This window comes from Streptomyces lycii (assembly GCF_009735685.1).
Classification (GTDB): domain Bacteria; phylum Actinomycetota; class Actinomycetes; order Streptomycetales; family Streptomycetaceae; genus Streptomyces; species Streptomyces lycii.
Window position 1 is genome coordinate 1 of record NZ_WHPN01000374.1, and the last position, 20335, is coordinate 20335.

15 protein-coding genes and 1 riboswitch are annotated in these 20335 nt (G+C 73.9%); of the genes, 4 read left to right on the forward strand and 11 right to left on the reverse strand.

Annotation, left to right across the window (positions count from 1 at the left end; all coding sequences use genetic code 11):
• Together GCU69_RS25425 and GCU69_RS25430 are read right to left on the reverse strand one after the other, a co-directional pair.
• Window positions 1-1404: gamma-aminobutyraldehyde dehydrogenase (locus GCU69_RS25425; RefSeq protein WP_156207281.1), on the reverse strand; the 1404-nt coding region annotated here is incomplete at its 3' end.
• Between the two features lie 457 nt (window positions 1405-1861).
• Window positions 1862-3421: a PucR family transcriptional regulator gene (locus GCU69_RS25430; RefSeq protein ID WP_156207282.1), complete on the reverse strand. Its 1560-nt coding sequence runs from the start codon at window positions 3419-3421 to the stop codon at window positions 1862-1864.
• Window positions 3422-3573: 152 nt separating this feature from the next.
• Here GCU69_RS25430 and GCU69_RS25435 point away from each other — a divergent pair, with 152 nt between their 5' ends.
• The 4 genes from GCU69_RS25435 to GCU69_RS25450 all read left to right on the forward strand — a co-directional run bounded on the left by GCU69_RS25435 (window position 3574) and on the right by GCU69_RS25450 (window position 9532).
• Window positions 3574-5112 (forward strand): sodium:solute symporter, encoded by a 1539-nt coding sequence (locus GCU69_RS25435; protein WP_156207283.1) that lies wholly within the window; start codon window positions 3574-3576, stop codon window positions 5110-5112.
• 319 nt (window positions 5113-5431) lie between these two features.
• The gene (locus GCU69_RS25440; RefSeq protein WP_156207284.1) at window positions 5432-7081 is read left to right on the forward strand and encodes a thiamine pyrophosphate-binding protein; all 1650 of its coding nucleotides are present in this window, start codon (window positions 5432-5434) and stop codon (window positions 7079-7081) included.
• A gap of 508 nt (window positions 7082-7589) precedes the next feature.
• Window positions 7590-8321 carry an ABC transporter ATP-binding protein gene (locus tag GCU69_RS25445; protein ID WP_098755115.1) on the forward strand — a complete coding sequence of 244 codons (732 nt, stop codon included), beginning with the start codon at window positions 7590-7592 and terminating at the stop codon, window positions 8319-8321.
• Window positions 8303-9532, forward strand: coding sequence for a hypothetical protein (locus tag GCU69_RS25450; protein ID WP_156207285.1), 1230 nt, complete (start codon window positions 8303-8305; stop codon window positions 9530-9532). The genes GCU69_RS25445 and GCU69_RS25450 overlap by 19 nt, the downstream gene beginning before the upstream one ends.
• A gap of 189 nt (window positions 9533-9721) precedes the next feature.
• Here GCU69_RS25450 and GCU69_RS25455 read toward each other — a convergent pair whose 3' ends face one another.
• The 9 genes from GCU69_RS25455 to rpsB all read right to left on the reverse strand — a co-directional run bounded on the left by GCU69_RS25455 (window position 9722) and on the right by rpsB (window position 19899).
• Window positions 9722-10747 (reverse strand): ABC transporter ATP-binding protein, encoded by a 1026-nt coding sequence (locus GCU69_RS25455; RefSeq protein WP_098749807.1) that lies wholly within the window; start codon window positions 10745-10747, stop codon window positions 9722-9724.
• A gap of 145 nt (window positions 10748-10892) precedes the next feature.
• The gene (locus GCU69_RS25460; RefSeq protein ID WP_218037978.1) at window positions 10893-12500 is read right to left on the reverse strand and encodes an ABC transporter permease; all 1608 of its coding nucleotides are present in this window, start codon (window positions 12498-12500) and stop codon (window positions 10893-10895) included.
• 110 nt (window positions 12501-12610) lie between these two features.
• A complete protein-coding gene (locus GCU69_RS25465) occupies window positions 12611-13684 on the reverse strand; it encodes a thiamine ABC transporter substrate-binding protein (RefSeq protein WP_235978702.1) in 1074 nt (357 codons plus the stop codon).
• Window positions 13685-13726: 42 nt separating this feature from the next.
• Window positions 13727-13831: riboswitch (TPP riboswitch) on the reverse strand.
• Window positions 13832-13998: 167 nt separating this feature from the next.
• The gene (rlmN, locus tag GCU69_RS25470; protein ID WP_098749803.1) at window positions 13999-15105 is read right to left on the reverse strand and encodes a 23S rRNA (adenine(2503)-C(2))-methyltransferase RlmN; all 1107 of its coding nucleotides are present in this window, start codon (window positions 15103-15105) and stop codon (window positions 13999-14001) included.
• A gap of 89 nt (window positions 15106-15194) precedes the next feature.
• Window positions 15195-16388: a phosphatidate cytidylyltransferase gene (locus tag GCU69_RS25475; RefSeq protein WP_098749802.1), complete on the reverse strand. Its 1194-nt coding sequence runs from the start codon at window positions 16386-16388 to the stop codon at window positions 15195-15197.
• Entirely contained in the window at window positions 16388-16945 is a 558-nt protein-coding gene (gene frr / locus GCU69_RS25480) for a ribosome recycling factor (RefSeq protein ID WP_098749804.1), read from the reverse strand. Before frr ends, GCU69_RS25475 begins: the two co-directional genes overlap by 1 nt.
• Before the next feature lie 121 nt (window positions 16946-17066).
• Entirely contained in the window at window positions 17067-17834 is a 768-nt protein-coding gene (gene pyrH / locus GCU69_RS25485) for a UMP kinase (RefSeq protein WP_098749801.1), read from the reverse strand.
• 166 nt (window positions 17835-18000) lie between these two features.
• A complete protein-coding gene (gene tsf / locus GCU69_RS25490; RefSeq protein WP_098749800.1) occupies window positions 18001-18837 on the reverse strand; it encodes a translation elongation factor Ts in 837 nt (278 codons plus the stop codon).
• A 93-nt stretch (window positions 18838-18930) separates the two neighbouring features.
• Entirely contained in the window at window positions 18931-19899 is a 969-nt protein-coding gene (rpsB, locus tag GCU69_RS25495) for a 30S ribosomal protein S2 (RefSeq protein WP_156207288.1), read from the reverse strand.
• Window positions 19900-20335 lie beyond the last annotated feature (436 nt).

Consider the following 20335-nt stretch of genomic DNA (forward strand, 5'->3'; position numbering starts at 1 on the left):
GCGGGTGTAGTCCTCGAAGCCGTACGCCGAGAGGTCCTTGCCGTAGCCGGATTTCTTGAAGCCGCCGTGTGGCATCTCCGCGACCAGCGGGATGTGTGTGTTGATCCACACGCAGCCGAAGTCCAGGGCCTTGGACATGCGCATGGCGCGGCCGTGGTCCTTGGTCCACACCGAGGAGGCCAGGGCGTAGTCGACACCGTTCGCGTGCTCGACGGCCTCGGACTCGTCCGAGAAGGACTGGACGGTGATGACCGGGCCGAAGACCTCGTTCTGGATGATCTCGTCGTCCTGGCGGAGGCCGGAGACGACGGTCGCCGCGTAGAAGTAGCCCCGGTCGCCGACCCGGTGGCCGCCCGCCTCGACCTTGGCGTGCGCCGGGAGCCGCTCGATGAAGCCGCTGACCTGCTCCAGCTGGTTGGCGTTGTTGAGCGGGCCGAAGAACGGGTCGTCCTCGCCGGGACCGGTCCTGGCGTCGGCGGCGGCCTTGGCCAGGGCGCTCACGAACTCGTCGTGCACGGAGGCGTGGACGAGCACCCGGGTGGCGGCCGTGCAGTCCTGGCCCGCGTTGAAGTAGCCCGCCTCGCAGATGCCTTCGACGGCCTTGGCGATGTCGGCGTCCTCGAACACGACGACCGGCGCCTTGCCGCCCAGCTCCAGGTGCACCCGCTTGAGGTCCTTCGCGGCGCTCTCGGCGACCTGCATGCCGGCGCGGACCGAACCGGTGATGGAGGCCATCGCCGGGGTTCGGTGCTCGACCATGAGCCGCCCGGTGTCGCGGTCGCCGCAGACGACGTTGAAGACGCCCTTCGGCACGATCGAACCGATGATCTCGGCGAGCAGGACGGTGGACGCCGGGGTGGTGTCGGACGGCTTGAGGACGACGGTGTTGCCCGCGGCGAGCGCCGGGGCGAACTTCCACACGGCCATCATCATCGGGTAGTTCCACGGCGCGACCTGCGCGCAGACCCCGACCGGCTCACGGCGGACGATGGAGGTCAGGCCCTCCATGTACTCGCCGGCCGAGCGGCCTTCGAGCATCCGGGCCGCGCCCGCGAAGAAGCGGATCTGGTCGAGCATCATCGGCAGTTCCTCCTGCCGGGTCAGCTCCAGCGGCTTGCCGGTGTTCTCGCACTCGGCGGCCAGCAGTTCGTCGGCGCGCGCCTCGACCGCGTCGGCGATCTTCAGGAGGGCCTTCTGGCGCTCGCCCGGTACGAGGTCGCGCCAGGCCGGGAAGGCCGCGTCGGCCGCGGCCATGGCGGCGTCGACGTCCGCGGCGGCGGAGAGCGGGGCGGTGGCGTAGGCCCGGCCGGTGGCCGGATCGACCACCTCGGTGGTCCGGCCGTCGGCGGCGTCCCGGAACTCCCCGTCGATGTAGTTGCGCAGTCGACGCAGTTCGGTGGTCACGTGCCACCCCTCCTGTCGGTGTCCAATGGGTGAGACAACGCCCAGCCTAATCACACGAGCGGCGCTTATGACATACCCGTCGGGTCATCCCTCACGGACCCCGGACCCCGGACCCCGGACCCCGGGCGCGGGGCGGCCGGGTGGACCGGGGCGCGGGGGCCCGCACGCGGCGGACCGGCGGGCCCGGGGCCGGGAAGCGCGGACGGCACGGAGCGGACGGCCGCGGCGCGGCACGGAGATGCAGGCCCGGGCCGGGAAGGGCCGGGCTGGGATGGGCCGGTCGGCACGTGCCGGGTGAGCGGATCCGGGCACGAGGGGGCACGGCAAGGAGGCGAGAGCGGCACGGCGGCGAGCGGACACGGCGAACGGGACGGCAGGCACGGCGGACGGGACGGCAGCGCGGCGGTGTCCGGCCCGGGTGTCGCGCACCGGCCGGGGCCGCGCGGGCCGGGGCCGCTCAGCCGCGCGGACCGTCCTCCGGTTCGTACCAGGCGAGGGCGAACCACAGCTCCATCCGCACGTCCGGGTCGCCCAGGTCCTCGCCGCCCAGCAGCCGGGCGACACGGGCGACGCGCTGGCGGACCGTGTTGCGGTGGATCTCCAGGGCGACGGCCGTGCGGTCCCAGCTGCCGTGCAGCGACAGCCAGACGCGCAGGGTCTCCACCAGGGCGGGCGACCCGGCGAGCGGGGCGAGGCGTGCGCGGGCGTGCGCGCGGGCGTCCTCGGGCGCGACCAGCGCGGCCATCCCGGTGCCGGGCCGCTGCCGGACGACCGGGGACTGTCCGGCGAGCGCGCGGCGCAGCGCACGGGCGGCCCCGGCGTCCCCGCGCGCCAGTTCCCCGGCCGGTACGGGCTCCCCGGCGCCGATCGTCCAGCCCGGCTGGGCCCCGACCGCCCGGGACCCGGGCACCAGGGCACGGAAGGACCTGCCGTCGCTCCCGAACTCGACGAGCGAGGTGCCGAGGCCGGCGGCCGGCTCGGCACCGGCGAACCGGGTCCCGCCCCGTGCCGTTCCGCGCCGCCGTCCGTGCACCACCGTCCAGTGCGTCTCCGGCTCCCCGGCGGCGTTCGTCCCCGCGAGCAGCGGACCGGCCTCCGCCGGGTCCGCGCCCAGCATGAGCCGTACCAGCGCCGCGGAACGGTCGGCTTCGGCGGTCACCGCGCGGTCCGCGCCGACGAGGGTCAGCAGCACCGCGGCGACCTGCGCCACCGCGTCGTCGGCGGGGTCGCGCCGGGGCGCGCAGATGCCGAGCGCGAGCCGATCCCCCGCGCCGCCGGGGGCGGCCGGAGTGCCCGGGGCGGCCGGGGCGAAGGCGGTCAGGTGCACGCCGTGCCCGGGCAGCGCGGTGGCGGCGGAGGACGGTCCCGGGCGCAGCCTCGCGGCCAGCGCGGCCAGTGCCGCACGGGCTTCCGGACCCGGCCGGGTCCCGGCGTCGGCGTGCTCGGCCCCGTCCGGCCCGAGGAGCACCGCCCAGCCGTCCAGATGACGGGCGAGCTGCCGCAGCACGGCGGCGACGGGGCCCGGCCCGCCGGCCGCGACGGCCAGCGCCTGCTGTGCCTCGGCGGCCCGGCGCAGGCCTCGGTGCCTGCGCTCGGCCATGATCCGCCACACGGTCTGCGCGACCTCGGTGAACGTCGTCGTCCGGGCCACCTCCAGCAGCGGCAGCCCGTGCCGCTCGCAGGCGTCCACGAGGGCGCGCGGCACCGTGTCGTGCACCGGCGCGACACCGAAGCCGAGCGCCGCCGCTCCCGCCTCGACGGTGCGTGCGGCGTACGCGTCCCAGCGCGCGTCGTCCCCGTCCCGCTGCCCGGCGGCCGGCGGCGGCGTGTGCACCCCGGCGCTCAGCAGCAGTTCGCCGCCCAGCAGATACGGGACGGGGTCCGCCATCTCGCTGGTGTGGACGGCGTACACGGCGACACCGGCGGCCGGGCCCGCGAGGCGGCGCAGCCCGAGCGCGGGGTCGGAGAGGAGTTCCGGCAGCGGCACGGGGACGGCGGGCGGGAGCAGCTCGTACACGTGGGGCCTCGCTGGACGGTTCATCCGTCCGGGGCCGAACGGATGGAGGAAACGTACACTTTCCGGCCACCTCTCCTCCTCCCTAGGGTCCTCGCAAGGCAGCGCCGCCTTCCCTCCCTCTCTCCCCGCCCCACCGGATCCGAGGAGCACCCATGGCTGTCGACTACGCCGTCATCGCCGTCTATCTCGCCGGCATGCTCGCGATGGGCTGGTGGGGGATGCGCCGCGCCAGGTCGAAGAGCGACTTCCTGGTGGCGGGCCGCCGGCTCGGGCCGTTCCTGTACTCGGGCACGATGGCCGCGATCGTCCTCGGCGGCGCCTCGACCATCGGCGGCGTGGGCCTCGGCTACCGCTACGGGCTCTCCGGCGCCTGGCTGGTTTTCACCATCGGCTTCGGGCTGCTGGCGCTGAGCGTCTTCTTCTCGGCCCGCATCTCGCGGTTGCGCGTGTACACCGTCAGCCAGATGCTCGACCTGCGCTACGGCGGCTCGTCCGGGCTGATCTCCGGGGTGGTGATGTGGGCGTACACGCTGATGCTGTCGGTCACCTCGACGATCGCCTACGCCACCATCTTCGATGTGATCCTCGGGCTGGACCGGGTCCCGGCGATCGTCCTCGGCGGTGCGATCGTCGTCTGCTACTCGGCGCTGGGGGGCATGTGGTCGATCACGCTCACCGACATGGTGCAGTTCGTGGTGAAGACGGTCGGCGTCCTGCTTCTGCTGCTGCCGATCGCGGTGACCGAGGCGGGCGGTTTCGGCGGGATGCGGGAGACGCTGCCGGACGGCTACTTCTCCCCGCTGGGCATCGGCGCGCAGACGATCTTCACGTATGTCCTGATCTACTCGTTCGGGATGCTGATCGGCCAGGACGTCTGGCAGCGGGTCTTCACCGCCCGCAGCGACCGCGTCGCCAGGCTCGGCGGCACCGCCGCGGGCACGTACTGCCTGGTGTACGCGCTGGCGGGCGCCGCCATCGGCACCGCGGCCAAGGTGCTGCACCCGCATCTGGACAGCCCCGACGACGCCTTCGCGACCATCGTGCGGGACACCCTGCCGACCGGGGTGAAGGGCCTGGTGCTGGCCGCCGCGCTGTCCGCGGTCATGTCGACCTCGTCGGGTGCGCTGATCGCCTGCGCGACAGTCGCGCGCAACGACATCTGGGCGCGGCTGCGGCGCGGCGCGTCCGGCGGCGGCGCGGACCACGACGAGGTGCGGGGCAACCGGCTGTTCATCCTGCTCATGGGCGCCGCGGTGATCGCGATCTCGATCGCGCTCAACAACGTCGTCGAGGCGCTGACCGTCGCCTACAACCTGCTCGTCGGCGGGCTGCTGGTGCCGGTCCTCGGCGGCCTGCTGTGGAAGCGCGGCACGGGTGCCGGGGCGCTCGCCTCGGTGGGCGTCGGCGGCGCGGCGGTGGTGGCGCTCATGGTCACCGAGGGCGTGCTCGCGAACGAGCCGATCTACTACGGGCTGCTCGCCTCGCTCGTCGCGTACGTCCTCGTCTCGCTCGTCACCAGGCCGACCGACCCGGCGGTCCTCGGCGCCTGGCGGAACCGGCTGGCGGGCAGGGCTTCGGACGGCGGGGGCGACGGCGACGGCCACGGTGCCGCCGGAACCGGCGACGGGACCGGCCACGGGACCGCCGGCGCCGCGGGCGCCGGGGAGCGTTCGGTGGCGGCCCGGAAGTGAGCCGGCGGACGGTGCTCCGTCCCGCGCCGCCACGGCGCCCGGCCCCGGGGCCGCCCCGGTCCGAAGCCGCCTCCGGAGCCCGCGGCCGTCCGAAGCCGCCTCCGGAGCCCGCGACTGTCCGAAGGTGCGGCCGGCCGGGGCCCCTTGCCCGGTGCCGTCCCGTTCCGCTTCCGTCACCACCCGGCTCCCCGGACCACCGCCGTTCCGCCTCCGTCAACGGCCCCCGGACCACCTCCCCCTCCCCTCCGCTCCCCGAATTCCGCCCCGCCCGTCCCCGCCGAGAACGCCTCCGCCCCGCAGACCCGGAAAGAGCCGCCCGATGAGCACAACACCCCCTCCCCGCACGGGCGGTGATCTCGTCGTCGAGACGCTCACCGCGCTCGGCGCCGGTACCGTCTTCGGACTGCCGGGCCAGCACGCCCTGGGCGTCTTCGACGCGCTGCGCCGCTCGCCGCTCGCGTACGTCGGGCTGCGGGTGGAGAACAACGCCGGGTTCGCCGCCGACGCGTTCGCCCGGGTGACCGGCACGGTGGCGCCGCTCCTGGTGTCCACGGGACCGGGCGCGCTGATGACCCTGGCCGCGCTCCAGGAGTCGGCAGCGGCGTCGGCACCCGTGCTGGGCATCGCGAGCCAGGTCCCGTCGGCCGGGCTGGGCGGAGGCCGCAGGGGCTATCTGCACGAGCTGCGCGACCAGCAGGCCGCGTTCCGCGACATCGTGAAGTCCGTGCACGTGGTGCGCGCGCCGTCGCAGATCCCGTCGGCCGTGGCCGCCGCCTGGGAGTCCGCGCTGGCGGCTCCGTGCGGCCCGGTGTGGGTGGAGATCCCGCAGGACGTGCTGCTCGCGCCGGTGACCCTGCCGCCCGTGCAGGCCCGCTCGGTGTCCTCCGCGGCCGCACCCCGCCCGCTCGCCCCGCGCCCGGAGCTGACCGCCGAGGCGGCGCGTCTGCTGGACGGCGCCGAACGGCCCGTGATCCTGGCGGGCGGCGGCGTCGTACGGGCCGGGGCGCAGGACGCGCTGCGTGCGCTGGCCGAGGAACTGGACGCGCCGGTGGCCACGACGTTCGGGGGCAAGGGGGCGTTCCCCTGGGAGCATCCGCTCTCGCTGCGGTCCTGGCTGGAGGACCGGCACACCACCGACTTCCTGGAGGACGCGGACGTGCTGCTCGTCGCGGGCTCCGGGCTGGGTGAACTGTCGTCGAACTACCACACGTTCCGGCCGCGCGGACGGCTGGTGCAGATCGAGGCCGACCTCGGCAAGCTGGAGTCCAACCACCCCGCGCTCGGCGTCCACGCCGACGCCCGCCTCGCGCTGGAGGCCCTGGCCGCGGCCGTCGCCCCGCGCCCGCGCGGGGACTCGGCACGCGCCGCCGCCGCGCTCCTGGAGCGGGTCCGCGCGCGCATCGACGGGCAGGGGCTGGATCTCGAACAGCGGGTGCTGCGCGCCGTACGCGACGCCCTGCCGGACGACTCGCCCAGCTTCTGGGACATGACGATCCTGGCCTACTGGGCCTGGTCGGCGTTCGACCCGCGCGCGGGCGCCATGCACTCGGCGCAGGGCGCGGGCGGCCTCGGCTACGGCTTCCCGGCCGCGCTCGGCGCCGCCGCTGCCGACCGCACCCGGCCGGTGCTCGCCGTCTCCGGCGACGGCGGGGCCATGTACTCGATCGCCGAACTGGCCACCGCGCGCCAGTACGACCTCCCGGTGACCTGGCTCGTCGTGGACGACGGCGGCTACGGCATCCTGCGCGAGTACATGACGGACGCCTTCGGCGGGACCACCGGCACCGAACTGGCCCGCCCGGACTTCGCCGCGCTCGCCGAGTCGTTCGGCGTGCCCGCCCGGCGCACCACCCCCGACCGGCTCCGCGAGGACCTGTCGGCCGCGCTGGCCGAGCCGGGACCGTCCGTGGTGGTGCTCCCGGCGCTGCTCCGGATGTTCGCGCCGACGCACCTGCCCGCGGAGTCGTGACGGGCCGCGGAATCGTGACGGGCCCGGGGAGCCGTGACGGACCGGGGGAGTTCTGACGGGGATTCCGGCCGGGGCGAAGCCGGCGGGGTGTGCGGGCAGGGCGCGTCGGCAGCGCGGGCCGACAGGGCGTGCCGGCGGCGTTCCGAAAGCCCGTCCGGGCCGGGGTCCCACCGGCGTGCGGGCGGTCCAACCGGCGTGCCGGCCTCGGGGCCGGTCGCCGCCACCGGCTGCCGCGCCCGGCCGGGCGCCCTCGGCAGCTAGCACGCGGGTGGGAGTGGGAGAGGGAGAAGGGCGCGTGCCCGGGATCGGGAGAGAGCGCGCGCTCGGGCGGGCGCGCGCTCGGGCGGCGCGCCCTCACACCGCACCGGTCATACGGACTGACAAGCCGTCCGGTTTTCCATCCGATCGGACGAAAATCCCGCACGGTTGCGCCGTACGGGAGGCCGGAACGGGCGCGAGTACCTACCGTTCCAAGGACCGACGTCCTCCAGAAGCCGAGGTGCTCGACATGGTGGCCCCACCGGACAACGACGTGATCCGGGCGCTCTCCCTGCACTACGCGTACGGCGGCACACCGGCGCTCACCGGTGTCTCCCTCGGCGTCCGCGCGGGTGAGGTGCTCGCCGTCTCCGGACCCCGCGGCAGCGGCAAGACGACGCTCCTCCAGTGCCTGGCGGGCCAGCTGCTGCCGGACAGCGGCGAAGTCTGGTTCAACAGCTCCCCGGTGCACACCCTGGGCTCCCTCGCCCGTGAACGGCTGCGGCGCGAGCGCTTCGGCTGGATCGACACCGACCCGCAGCTGGTGCCCGAACTGACCGGCTGGGAGAACGCCGCACTGCCGCTGCTGCTGCGCGGCACCGGAGCCCGCGCCGCCCGGGGAAAGGCCGTCGACTGGCTGGAGCGGCTCGATGTCGGGGACTGCGCGCGCAAGCGCCCGGCCGCCCTGCGCCAGCCGCAGCGGCAGCGCGTCGCGATCGCCCGCGCCCTCGCCGCCGAGCCGACGGTGCTCTTCGCCGACGATCCGACCGCACGGCTGCACCGGGCCGAACGCGCCTCCGTGCTGCGCACCCTGACCGCCGCGGCCCGCTCCCACGACATCACCGTGCTGCTCGCCACGCACGACCCCGACGTCAGTGCCGAGGCCGACCGCTCGGTCGCGCTCCTCGACGGCCGGCTGGTCGGGGCGCCCACCGCCAACGACGACACCCAGGGCAGGACCGCGTGCTCGCTCTCCGTCTAGCCCGCGGGGCGCACCCCCTCGTCCAGCTGCGCCGGCTGTCGGTCAGCGTGGCCGCCGCGGGCGTCGGCTTCCTGCTGCTGTGCAGCCTCGGCTACGCGGCCGCGCACCCCGCCGAGGCCGGCGACTCCGCCGTGCGGCTGCTGTGGTGCGCCCTGCCGCTCGCCGCCGCCGTCCAGCTCGCCACCGCCGTCGCCCGCACCGACCCCGGCACCCGGCCGCGCGGCGGCCTCGCCTCGGCCGGACTCGGCCCGGTCCGGATCGCTCTGCTGGTGGCGGTGTCCACGGCCGCCGCGTGCGCGCTCGGCAGCCTGCTCGCCCTGCTGCTCTTCCTGCTGCTGCGCGGCGACCTGGGCGGCCCGGCAGCGGGCCGCACGGCGGAGTTCCTCGGTGCGGGCGTGGACCTGCCGTTCCCCGCGGTGTTCACGCTGCTCTCGGCGGTTCCCGTGCTCGCGGGCACTGCCGCCGGGCTCAGCCTGCGGCCCCGGCCGGCACCCGCGTCCGTACGCCCCGCCGCCCCCGCCGCCCCCGCCGACGACACGTCCGGCGGCGGTGAGGCCGTCCCGACGCCCCAGCCTCCCCCGCCCGCGGCGCCGCCCGCCGGACTGCCCTGGGGCGTGGCCCTGATCGCGGCCGGGCTCGCCCTCGGGGCGTACGCCACGGGCGCCGCGCCCCGTCCCGCCGGGCCCGGCGGCGCACCGGCCGGTCCCGACCACGTACCGCCGGGCCTCGTCGCCGGATGGGCCCTCGTCGCGGCCGGACTCGTCATGGTGCTGCCCAGCCTGACGCGGCTCTGCGGACGCCTGCTGGCGGCCGGCAACCCCGGGCTGCTGCGGCTGCTGGCCGGTCGCGTGCTGCAGGAGGAGGCCCGGCGGATCGGTCACCCGCTGGGCGTGCTGTGCTCGGTGATCGCGTTCGCCGTCGCGGCGGGCCGTCTCCGCGGGCTCCTGGAGCCGGCGCCCGTGCCCGTGTTCGGGCCGCTGACGGGCGTCGGGGCCGCCCTCGTGGTGCTCTGCACCGCGGGAACCGTGCTCACCGTGTCCCTGGAGGCCCGTACGGCCCGCAGCGAGACGACGGCGGCCCTGCGGCGGCTCGGCACCCCGGCCGTGCTGCTGCGCCGGGCGGCGGCGCTGCGCGGAGCCGCGATGGCGGCCGTACTGCTGCCGCTGAGCTGGCTGGTGGCCGCGGCTGCCGTGCTGCCGCTGACACGCTGAGGCGGCCCGCGGGCACACGCCCCAGGAGCCGCGCCGCAACAGGGCCGGGGCGGGCACCGGAGCGGGAACCGGAGCCACGCCCCCTGACCGCGGACACGCCGCCCCGAGGACGCGCGACACGCCGCCCCGTGACCGCCGACCCGCTGTCCCGGGGACGGAGACACGCGGCCGCCCCGGCGCGGAGCCCGCTCAGCCCCCGTCCGCCAGTACCACCACGTCGTCCGCGTCGAAGACGACGCCCACCTCAGCCCCGGTCTCGGGTGCGTCCCGGAGGGCGCAGGCGGCCTCCAGCGGCGGGCCGTCCACCGGGGCGAGCAGCAGCGTCACATGGTCGCCCCGGAAGGTGCGCGCCGTGACGGTGCAGCGCAGACCGTCCAGCGGCCGTACGAGACGTACCCCGGTGGGGCGTACGAGCAGCCGGCACGCGCCCGCGGGGGCCCCGGCCGGGACCGGCACCTTGCCCCAGGCCGTGCCGGCCGTGCCGCCGTGCACCGTCGCGGGCACCACGTTCTCGAAGCCGAGGAAGCGGGCCACGAACTCCGAGGCCGGACGGCACCACACCTCCAGCGGGGTACCCGTCTGGGCGATCCGGCCGTCGCGCATCACCACGACCCGGTCGGCGAGCGCGAACGCCTCGCCCTGGTCGTGCGTGACGGCCAGCACCGTCGTGCCCAGCCGCTGGAACAGCCTGCGCAGTTCGACCACGAGACGTTCCCGCAGCGTGCGGTCGAGCTGGCCGAGCGGCTCGTCGAGCATCAGCAGGCGCGGTTCGGGGGCGAGCGCACGGGCCAGGGCGACGCGCTGCTGTTCACCGCCGGACAGCGAGCCGACCGCCCGCCGCCCGGCACCGGGCAGGCCGACCAGCTCCAGCAGGTCCCCGACCCGGCGTTCCGTCGCGGCGCGCGACACCTTGTGCATGCGCAGCCCGAAGCCGACGTTGCCGGCCACGTCCCGCTGCGGGAACAGCTGGTGGTCCTGGAACATCAGCCCCAGGCCACGCCGGTGGGCCGGCACCCCGGACTGGTCGCGGCCCGACAGCAGCACCCGGCCGGCGTCCACCGGCTGCAGTCCCGCCACCACCCGCAGCAGAGTCGACTTGCCGCTGCCGCTCGGCCCGAGCACGCACACCGTCTCGTGCTCCCGGACCTCCAGGTCCACCGCGTCCAGCGCGGCGTGCCCGCCGAACCGTACGGTGACGCCCTCCAGCCGGAGCAGCGCGCCGCCGGGCCGCGCGGTGGCGGATCCGGGAGCAGCGGGCCCCGCGCCGGCAGAGGACGCGGAGGCCGCGCGGGCCGGGCCGGCGGCAAGGCCGGAAGGCGGGTCGGAAGGCGGGCCGGAAGGCGGGTCGGAAGGCGCCATGTCAGAACTCCCCGGAGCGATCGGTGCGCAGACGTTCGAGCGTGAGCAGCGCCACCGCGCACACCAGCATCAGGATCGTGCTGAGCGCCATGGCCTGCCCGTACGTGAGTTCCCCGGCGCGCCCGAGCAGCCGGGCGACGGCCACCGGCAGCGTCGGGTTGTCGGCCCGCGCGATGAAGACGGTCGCCCCGAACTCCCCGAGCGATACGGCGAAGGCGAACCCGGCGGCGACCAGCACGGCCCGCCGGACCAGCGGCAGGTCCACCTCCCGCCACGCGCGCAGCGGAGACGCGCCGAGGACCGCCGCGGCCTCGCGCAGCCGGGCGTCGACCGCGCGCAGCACGGGCAGCATGGTCCGTACGACGAACGGCACCCCGACGAGCGCCTGGGCCAGCGGCACCAGGAACCACGAGGACCGCAGGTTCAGCGGCGGTTCGTCGAGCGCGATGAGGAAACCGAAGCCGACCGTCACGGCCGAGGTGCCCAGGGGCAGCATCAGCAGCGCGTCGAACCCGCGGACCAGCCGGCCCGCGCGGCGGGTCAGCGCGGTCGCCGCGAGACCGCCGACCACCAGCGCGATCACGGTCGCCACCGCCGCGTACGCCAGGGAGTTGCCGACCGCCTCCAGCGGCGCCACCGAGAAGGTGCCGCCGCCGGTCGAGCCGAGGGCGCGGTAGAAGGTGAGCCCGTAGCCGCCGGGGCCGTCCAGCGACCGTTCCACGAGGACGCCGAGCGGCAGCAGGATCAGCAGCGCGATCAGGGCCACGTTCGACCACAGCAGCGCCCACTGGCCGGCCCCGCGCGGGCGGCGCGCCGTGTGCGCCGGTTCCACGAGCCGCAGCGTGCTCTCCCGGCGCCGCACGGTCCAGGCGTGCACGCCCAGCACCGCGGCGACGGCCGCGAACTGGAGCAGGGTCAGCACCGCGGCGGTCGGCAGCTCCAGCAGCTGCGCGGTCTGCCGGTAGATCTCCACTTCCAGCGTCGCGTAACGCGGCCCGCCCAGGATCTGCACCACACCGAAGGAGGTGAAGGTGAACAGGAAGACCATCAGCGCCGCGGCCGCCAGCGCGGGCGCCAGGGCCGGCAGCGTCACCCGGCGCCAGGCCGCGAACCGGCTCGCGCCGAGCACCCGGGCGGCTTCCTCCTGCCGCGGGTCGAGCTGTGCCCAGAGTCCGCCGACCGTGCGGACCACCACCGCGTAGTTGAAGAACACGTGCGCGAGCAGGATCGCCCACACCGAGGTGTCCAGCCGGAGGCCCCACAGTTCGTCGAGCATCCCGCCGCGCCCGAGCAGTGCGAGGAAGGCCGAACCGGCGACGACGGTCGGCAGCACGAACGGCACCACGACCACCGCCCGCAGCACCTGCTTGCCCGGGAACGCGAACCGCGCGAAGACGTAACTGCCCGGCAGCGCCGCCGCCAGGGTAAGCGCCGTGGAGGCCAGCGCCTGCCAGCCGGTGAACCACAGCACGTCCAGGACCCGCGGGTCCGACAGCACCGCGGCGGCCCGGCCGAGCTGCCACCGGCCGTCCTCGCGCAGCCCGCGCAGCACGATGGAGACGACGGGATAGCCGAAGAAGACGCCGAAGAAGACGGCCGGGACCGCCATCAGGGCCAGCCGCGTCCCGGTGCCCCCGGCCCTTTTCCGCGACCGGGGCGGCGCCGTCCCGGGGCCCGGCGTCTTCAGCGGCGCCTGGGCCCCGGTGCCCGCCGGATCGGCTACCGCAGCGCGATCCGGGACCATGCCTTCACCCAGTCCTCGCGGTTCTCCGCGATCTTCTCCGGTGCCAGGCCGGCGGGCCGCTCGACGGTCTCGCCGTAACGCGTGAACAGCTCCGGCAGCTCGGCGTCCGCGCGGGCCGGGTGGACGAACATCTGCAGCGGCACGTCCTCCTGGAACTCGCGGCCGATCAGGAAGTCCAGCAGCGCCTTGCCGCCCTCCGGGTTGGCCGCGCCGTGCAGCAGGCCCGCGAACTCGACCTGCCGGAAGCAGGTGCCCTTCGCGACACCGGTCGGCGCCCGCTCCGGCCGCGGTTCGGCGCCCAGCACCTCGGCGGGCGGGCTGGAGGCGTAGGAGACCACGAGGGGCTTGTCGCCCTTGCCCTTGCCCGCCGCGGAACCGGAGAAGCGGTCGTTGTACGCCTGCTCCCAGCTGCCCGCGACCTCGACACCGTTGGCCTTGAGCTTCTTCCAGTAGTCGCGCCAGCCGTCGTCCCCGTACTCGGCCACGCTGCCGAGCAGGAAGGCGAGGCCGGGCGAGGAGGTCTCCGCGTTCTCGGTGACCAGGAGATCCTTGTACGCGGGCTTCAGCAGGTCGTCGTACGTCTCGGGGGGCGCGAGGTCCTTCTTCTCGAACCAGGCGCGGTCGTAGTTGACGCAGATGTCGCCGTAGTCGACGGGCGTGACGCGGTGCCGGTCGCGGTCCAGCCGCAGCTCCGCGGGCACCTCGTCCAGGCCCTTCGCCTCGTACGGGGTGAAGATGCCGTGGTCCAGGGCGCGGGAGAGCAGGGTGTTGTCGACGCCGAAGAAGACGTCGCCCTGCGGGTTGCCCTTGGAGAGGATCTCCTGGTTGACGGCGGTGCCCGCGTCCCCGGCGCGGACCACCTTGACGGTGTGTCCCGACTCCCGTTCGAACTTCTCCAGCACGCTGTCGGAGACCGCGAACGAGTCATGCGTGACGAGCGTGACCGTCTTCGGCGCGTCACCGCCGTCCCCGGAGCCACCGCATCCGGCGAGCAGTGCCGCTCCCAGCGCGGCGGCGAGCACGCCGGTGGCCCGCCTGTGCGTGCGCAAGGTCATGAGTGTGCCTTCCCTCTACGGGCAGGGCACGACAGCTCGAGTATGCGACCGAACTCCCTACGCCGGTATGACCCGGTTCAGGTTCGAGGGTCTGCGGCCTTCGCCGCACTCTCAGCGCTGTGCGCTCCCCTGTCGGAATGTTTCTTTGTTCGATACGGACGATATCAGCGTCGCGCGCGGCGCCCGCGGCCGCGTCGCAAGCCCCTCCGCGCCGGCACCCTCGTCGGCGCCGGCAGGCTGCGGTGAGCGGTGAGCGGCGAGCGGTGTGCGGGGTGCCGGGGGGCGCGGTGGCGTCGTCGGGGTCAGGGTCAGCGCTCGGAGGCGGCGAGCTGGCCGCACGCCCCGTCGATCTCCTGGCCCCGGGTGTCCCGCACGGTCACGGGGACGCCGTGCGCCTCGATCGCCGCGACGAACGCCTTCTCGTCCTCCGGCCGCGACGCGGTCCACTTCGACCCGGGCGTGGGGTTCAGCGGGATCAGGTTCACGTGCACGGGCTTGCCCTTGAGCAGCCGCCCGAGCCGGTCGCCCCGCCACGCCTGGTCGTTGATGTCGCGGATCAGCGCGTACTCGATCGAGACCCGGCGGCCGGACTTCGCCGCGTACTCCCAGGCCGCGTCCAGCACCTCGCGCACCTTCCAGCGGGTGTTCACCGGCACCAGGGTGTCGCGCAGCTCGTCGTCCGGCGCGTGCAGCGACACGGCGAGCCGGCACTTCAGCCCCTCGTCCGCGAACCGCAGCATCGCGGGCACCAGGCCGACCGTGGAGACGGTGATGCCGCGCTGCGACAGCCCGAGGCCGTCCGGCTCCGGGTCGGTGAGGCGGCGGATCGCGCCCACGACCCGCTTGTAGTTGGCGAGCGGCTCGCCCATGCCCATGAAGACCACATTGGACAGCCGCGCCGGACCGCCGGGGATATCACCGTCACGCAGGGCCCGCATGCCGTCGACGATCTGGTGCACGATCTCGGCGGTCGACAGGTTGCGGTCGAGCCCCGCCTGGCCGGTGGCGCAGAACGGGCAGTTCATGCCGCAGCCCGCCTGCGACGAGATGCACATCGTCACGCGGTCCGGATAGCGCATCAGGACCGACTCCACGAGCGTGCCGTCGAAGAGCTTCCAGAGCGTCTTGCGGGTCGTGTCGCCGTCGCAGCTGATGTGCCGGACGACACTCATCAGGTCCGGCAGCAGTTCCGCGGCCAGCTTTCCGCGCGCCGCGGCGGGAATGTCCGTCCAGGCCGCCGGGTCGTCGGCGTACCGGGCGAAGTAGTGCCGCGCGACCTGACCGGCCCGGAACGGCTTCTCACCGATCGCGGCGACGGCCTCACGGCGTTCGGCGGGCGTGAGGTCGGCGAGGTGCCGCGGCGGCTTCTTGGCTCCGCGCGGCACGGCAAACTGGAGTTCTCCGGGTGCAGGCATGATTTCTCCAGTGTCGCAGATGTACGGGAAGACCCCCGCCGGTCCGGCCGGCGGGGGTCTGCGGCCGCGTACGGCCGGGCCGGAACCGGTCAGCCGGCGCCGACGAAGACCACCAGCAGCAGCCACACCACGGGAGCGGTGGGCAGCAGCGAGTCCAGCCGGTCCATGATCCCGCCGTGGCCGGGCAGCAGCGTGCCCATGTCCTTGATGCCGAGATCCCGCTTGATCATGGACTCGCCGAGATCGCCCAGGGTGGCGCTGGCGGCGACGGCCAGTCCCAGCAGCAGCCCCTGCCACCAGCTGCCGCCGTCGATCAGGAACTGCATGCACAGCGCCCCCGCCGCCATCGCGAAGGCGACCGCGCCGACCAGCCCCTCCCGGGTCTTGCCCGGGCTGATGCGCGGCGCCAGCTTGTGCTTGCCGAGGCGCCAGCCGACCGCGTACGCCCCGGTGTCGCTGACGACCGTCAGCACGAGGAAGGTCAGCACCCGCCACGGACCGTCGTCGGCGGCGAGCAGGAGTGCCACGAACGTCGCGAGGAAGGGCACGTAGAAGGCGGCGAAGAGGCCCGCCGTGACGTCCCGCAGATAGTCCTGGGGCGGCTCGGCCATCCGCCAGGCCAGCACCGCGAGAGCGGTCAGCGCCATGGCCACCCAGGCGCCCTCGGCCCCGCGGACATAACCGGCAACGATCATGGCGACACCGCCGGCGGCGAGCGGCACCAGGGGCGCGCGGATGCCCTTCTGCTCGTTCAACCGCGACGTGAGTTCCCACAGGCCCACCACGACGGCCGCCGCGATCACCCCGACGAAGAGGTCCTTCACGAAGAACAGCGAAGCGATGATCACGACACCGAGGCCGACGCCCACCCCTATCGCCGCCCGCAGATCACGTCCCGCGCGCTTCTTGCGGGGCGCGTCGGACCGCTTCCGGTGCGACGGATCCCGCTGCGGCGGCGAGGCGGGATGCTGCGACGACGCCGGATGCTGCGACGGCGCGGCCCGGCCGGGGACGTCCGGGCGGCCGGGCGTGCCGGACCGCCGGCCCTGCGGCTCGTCGCGGAACAGGGGGCCGCTCAGCCGAGCGGCCCCCTGTTCCCGGTCGTCACGTCCGGCCGGGCCGTCCTGGTCTCCGCCTGCGTCGGGCACGATGGGCATGGGCCGAGTCTGCGCCGCCTCGTCCGCCCCGCGCGCGGGACCCGCCGGAACTGCCCGGCCGGGCCCCTGGTCGGGCGGTCCTCCGAAGCCGACACGCTGCGGAGCGCCCCAGGATGCGTCGTTCATCAGACCTCGAGCAGCTCGGCTTCCTTGTGCTTGAGCAGCTCGTCCACCTGTGCGACGTACTTCGCGGTGGTGTCGTCGAGCTCCTTCTCGGCGCGGCGGCCCTCGTCCTCGCCGATCTCGCCGTCCTTGACGAACTTGTCGATCGTCTCCTTGGCCTTGCGGCGGACGCTGCGGATCGAGATCTTGGCGTCCTCGGCCTTGGTCTTGGCGACCTTGGTGAACTCCTTGCGGCGCTCCTGCGTCAGCTCCGGGAAGACCACCCGGATGATGCTGCCGTCGTTGCTCGGGTTGACCCCGAGGTCCGAGTCGCGGATCGCCTGCTCGATGTTGCGCAGCGCGCTCTTGTCGAACGGCGTCACCACGGCCATGCGCGGCTCGGGCACCGAGAACGACGCCAGCTGGTTGATCGGCGTCAGCGCACCGTAGTAGTCCGCCACGATCTTGTTGAACATCGCCGGGTGCGCACGGCCGGTGCGGATCGCGGCGAAGTCCTCCTTGGCGACCACGACGGCCTTCTCCATCTTCTCCTCGGCCTCGAGGAGGGTCTCTTCGATCACCACTTGCTCCTGGTGTTATCAGTAAGCAGAGCCTCGCCCCTGCGCGCGTCTACCCCTGCACGGTGTCCGACCGGCAGGCTCTTGTCCATCCCCGTGTCGGGCCGTCCCCCCTGACGGGGAGTCAGGCCCTCGTCCCTTGATCGCTCACCAGCGTGCCGATCTTCTCACCCTTCACGGCGCGCGCGATATTGCCCTCGGCGAGCAGTTCGAAGACGAGGATCGGCAGCTTGTTGTCCATGCAGAGGGTGATGGCCGTGGCATCGGCGACCTTCAGGCCGCGGGTGATGACCTCGCTGTACTCCAGCGCGTCGAACTTCACCGCTTCCGCGTTCTTGCGGGGGTCGGAGTCGTAGACCCCGTCGACCCCGTTCTTGCCCATGAGCAGCGCCTCGGCGTCGATCTCCAGGGCGCGCTGGGCCGCCGTGGTGTCGGTCGAGAAGTAGGGCATCCCCATGCCGGCACCGAAGATGACGACACGGCCCTTCTCCAGGTGCCGGATCGCCCGGAGCGGGATGTACGGCTCCGCGACCTGGCCCATGGTGATGGCGGTCTGGACGCGGGAGTCTATTCCCTCCTTCTCCAGGAAGTCCTGGAGCGCCAGGCAGTTCATGACCGTGCCCAGCATGCCCATGTAGTCGGAGCGGGCCCGGTCCATGCCGCGCTGCTGAAGCTCGGCGCCGCGGAAGAAGTTGCCGCCGCCGATCACGACGGCGATCTCCGCACCGTCGCGGACCACGGCCGCGATCTCGCGCGCCATCTTGTGCACGACGTCCGGGTCCACCCCGAGACCGCCGCCGCCGGCGAACGCTTCGCCGGACAGCTTCAGCAGAAACCGGCCGTACCTGCTGCCGTGGTCGGATTTGCCCGCCTTGTCGGCGTCCTGGTTCATGGAGGTCTCCTCGTGCACGTAACGAAGAAGGCCACTGCCGTACGGGGTCTGGTCGATCCCTCTGCGGCAATGGCCTCCTCGTCACATCTGCGGTCGTCCGGCGCGCAGTCGGCTCACTGACCCGACCCTAGCGGGGCCGGGCGCTTTCCGCTGTCGCGGTACGGACTCAGGCGCCGACGCGGATGCGGGCGAAGCGCTTCAGCGTGACACCGGCCTCGTCCAGGATCTTCTGGACGGACTTCTTGTTGTCCTTCGCGAACGCCTGGTCGACCAGGACGTTCTCCTTGAAGAAGCCGTTGACCCGGCCCTCGACGATCTTCGGCAGGGCGCCCTCGGGCTTGCCCTCCTCGCGCGCGGTCGCCTCGGCGACACGGCGCTCGTTCTCGACGGTCTCGGCCGGGATGTCGTCGCGCGAGAGGTACTTCGGACCGAACGCGGCGATGTGCTGCGCGATGTCCTTGGCGACCTCGGCGTTCTCCTGGTCGAGCTCGACGAGCACGCCGACCTGCGGGGGCAGGTCCGGGCTCGTGCGGTGCATGTAGGCCGCGACGAAACCGCCCGCGAACTGCGCGAAGCGGTCGAGGACGATCTTCTCGCCGAGGGTGGCGTTGGCCTCGTCGACGTAGGCCTGGACGGTCTTGCCGGCCTCGATCTCGGACGCGAGCAGCGCCTCGAGGTCGGCAGGGGACGTCTTGGCGACGTGCGCGGCGAGAGCGTCGGCGACGGCGACGAACTTGTCACCCTTGGCGACGAAGTCGGTCTCGCACTTCAGCTCGAGCAGCACGCCGGACTTCTTGTCGTCCGCGATCAGCGACACGACCGCGCCGTTCTCGGCGGTGCGGCTCTCGCGCTTCGCGACGCCCTTCTGGCCCTTGACGCGCAGGATCTCGACGGCCTTGTCGACGTTGCCCTCGGCCTCGTCCAGCGCCTTCTTGCAGTCCATCATGCCGGCGCCGGTGAGCTCACGGAGCTTCTTGACGTCAGCGGCGGTGAAGTTCGCCATGGTCTGTCAAATCTCTTCTCGGAGTCGATCGAATCTACGGGTGGACGGCGGGGGCCTGCCCGGCCCCCGCCGTCAGCTGCCGTGACGTGTGAGTCAGGCCTGCTCGGCGTCCGCGGCCGGGGCCTCGGCGGGCTTCTCGGCCTCGGCGGCGGGAGCCTCCGCGGCCGGCTGCTCGGTCTCCGCCGGCTTGTCGGCCTCGGCGGGCTTCTCGGCCTCGGCGGGCTTCTCGGCCTCGGCGGGCTTCTCGGCCTCGGCGGGCTTCTCACCCTCCGCCTTCTTGGCCTCGCCGCTCTCCAGCAGGTCGCGCTCCCACTCGGGGAGCGGCTCGCCGGCGGCCTTCTCGCCCGGCTTCTGGTCGCCGGTGGCGGCGCCGGAGCGGGCGATGAGGCCCTCGGCGGCGGCGTCGGCGATCACGCGGGTGAGCAGGGTGACGGAGCGGATCGCGTCGTCGTTGCCCGGGATCTTGTAGTCGACCTCGTCCGGGTCGCAGTTGGTGTCCAGGATCGCGACGACCGGGATGTTGAGCTTGCGCGCCTCACCGACGGCGATGTGCTCCTTCTTGGTGTCCACGATCCAGACGGCGCTCGGCACCTTCTGCATCTCGCGGATACCGCCCAGGGTCTTCTCCAGCTTCGCCTTCTCGCGGGAGAGGACCAGGAGCTCCTTCTTGGTGAGGCCGGAGGCGGCCACGTCCTCGAAGTCGATCTGCTCGAGTTCCTTCAGGCGCTGCAGGCGCTTGTAGACGGTCGAGAAGTTGGTGAGCATGCCGCCCAGCCAGCGCTGGTTGACGTACGGCATCCCGACGCGGGTCGCCTGCTCGGCGATCGCCTCCTGCGCCTGCTTCTTGGTGCCGACGAACATGATGGAGCCGCCGTGCGCGACGGTCTCCTTGACGAACTCGTAGGCGCGGTCGATGTACGACAGCGACTGGAGCAGGTCGATGATGTAGATGCCGTTGCGCTCGGTGAAGATGAAGCGCTTCATCTTCGGGTTCCAACGGCGGGTCTGGTGCCCGAAGTGGACGCCGCTCTCGAGCAGCTCCCTCATCGTGACGACGGCCATGGCCGTACTCCTTGCAATACTCGGTTCCACCGCGGCCGGGCGGCCGCCGTGCCTGACGCCCCGGCGCGCCGTGCCACGGAAAAGGTTCTTCCGAGGACCGAGGGACGCGTCCATCGGACTGCTGTCGGAGAGGTCCGACGCGACGATGGCGGGGCGTGCGAAGTCGACCCGGTGACCCGGGCCGCCACCAGAAGTGTACGGGACGGCGGACCCCCTCTCGACACCGACAGCCGGGCCTGTTCCGGGCGCCCGCACGGGCCCGCGGAACCGCCGCCTCCCGGGGCCCGTGGCTGATCAGCCCGCCGCGCTCGGTGCGGCCGGGCGGCGGGGCCGGGGAGGGCGGAGGCCGACGGTGGCGGGGCCGAGGAGGCGGAGGCCGACGGCGGCGGGGCCGAGGAGGCGAAGGCCGACGGCGGCGGGGCCGAGGAGGCGAAGG

Coding starts and splice junctions, on each gene's coding strand:
- GCU69_RS25435 (WP_156207283.1), top strand. CDS start 3,574: ATGGCTGTCGACTACGCCGTCATCGCCGTCTATCTCGCCGGCATGCTC.
- GCU69_RS25440 (WP_156207284.1), top strand. CDS start 5,432: ATGAGCACAACACCCCCTCCCCGCACGGGCGGTGATCTCGTCGTCGAG.
- GCU69_RS25445 (WP_098755115.1), top strand. CDS start 7,590: ATGGTGGCCCCACCGGACAACGACGTGATCCGGGCGCTCTCCCTGCAC.
- GCU69_RS25460 (WP_218037978.1), bottom strand. CDS start 12,500: ATGGCGGTCCCGGCCGTCTTCTTCGGCGTCTTCTTCGGCTATCCCGTC.
- rlmN (WP_098749803.1), bottom strand. CDS start 15,105: ATGCCTGCACCCGGAGAACTCCAGTTTGCCGTGCCGCGCGGAGCCAAG.
- GCU69_RS25475 (WP_098749802.1), bottom strand. CDS start 16,388: ATGAACGACGCATCCTGGGGCGCTCCGCAGCGTGTCGGCTTCGGAGGA.
- pyrH (WP_098749801.1), bottom strand. CDS start 17,834: ATGAACCAGGACGCCGACAAGGCGGGCAAATCCGACCACGGCAGCAGG.
- tsf (WP_098749800.1), bottom strand. CDS start 18,837: ATGGCGAACTTCACCGCCGCTGACGTCAAGAAGCTCCGTGAGCTCACC.
- rpsB (WP_156207288.1), bottom strand. CDS start 19,899: ATGGCCGTCGTCACGATGAGGGAGCTGCTCGAGAGCGGCGTCCACTTC.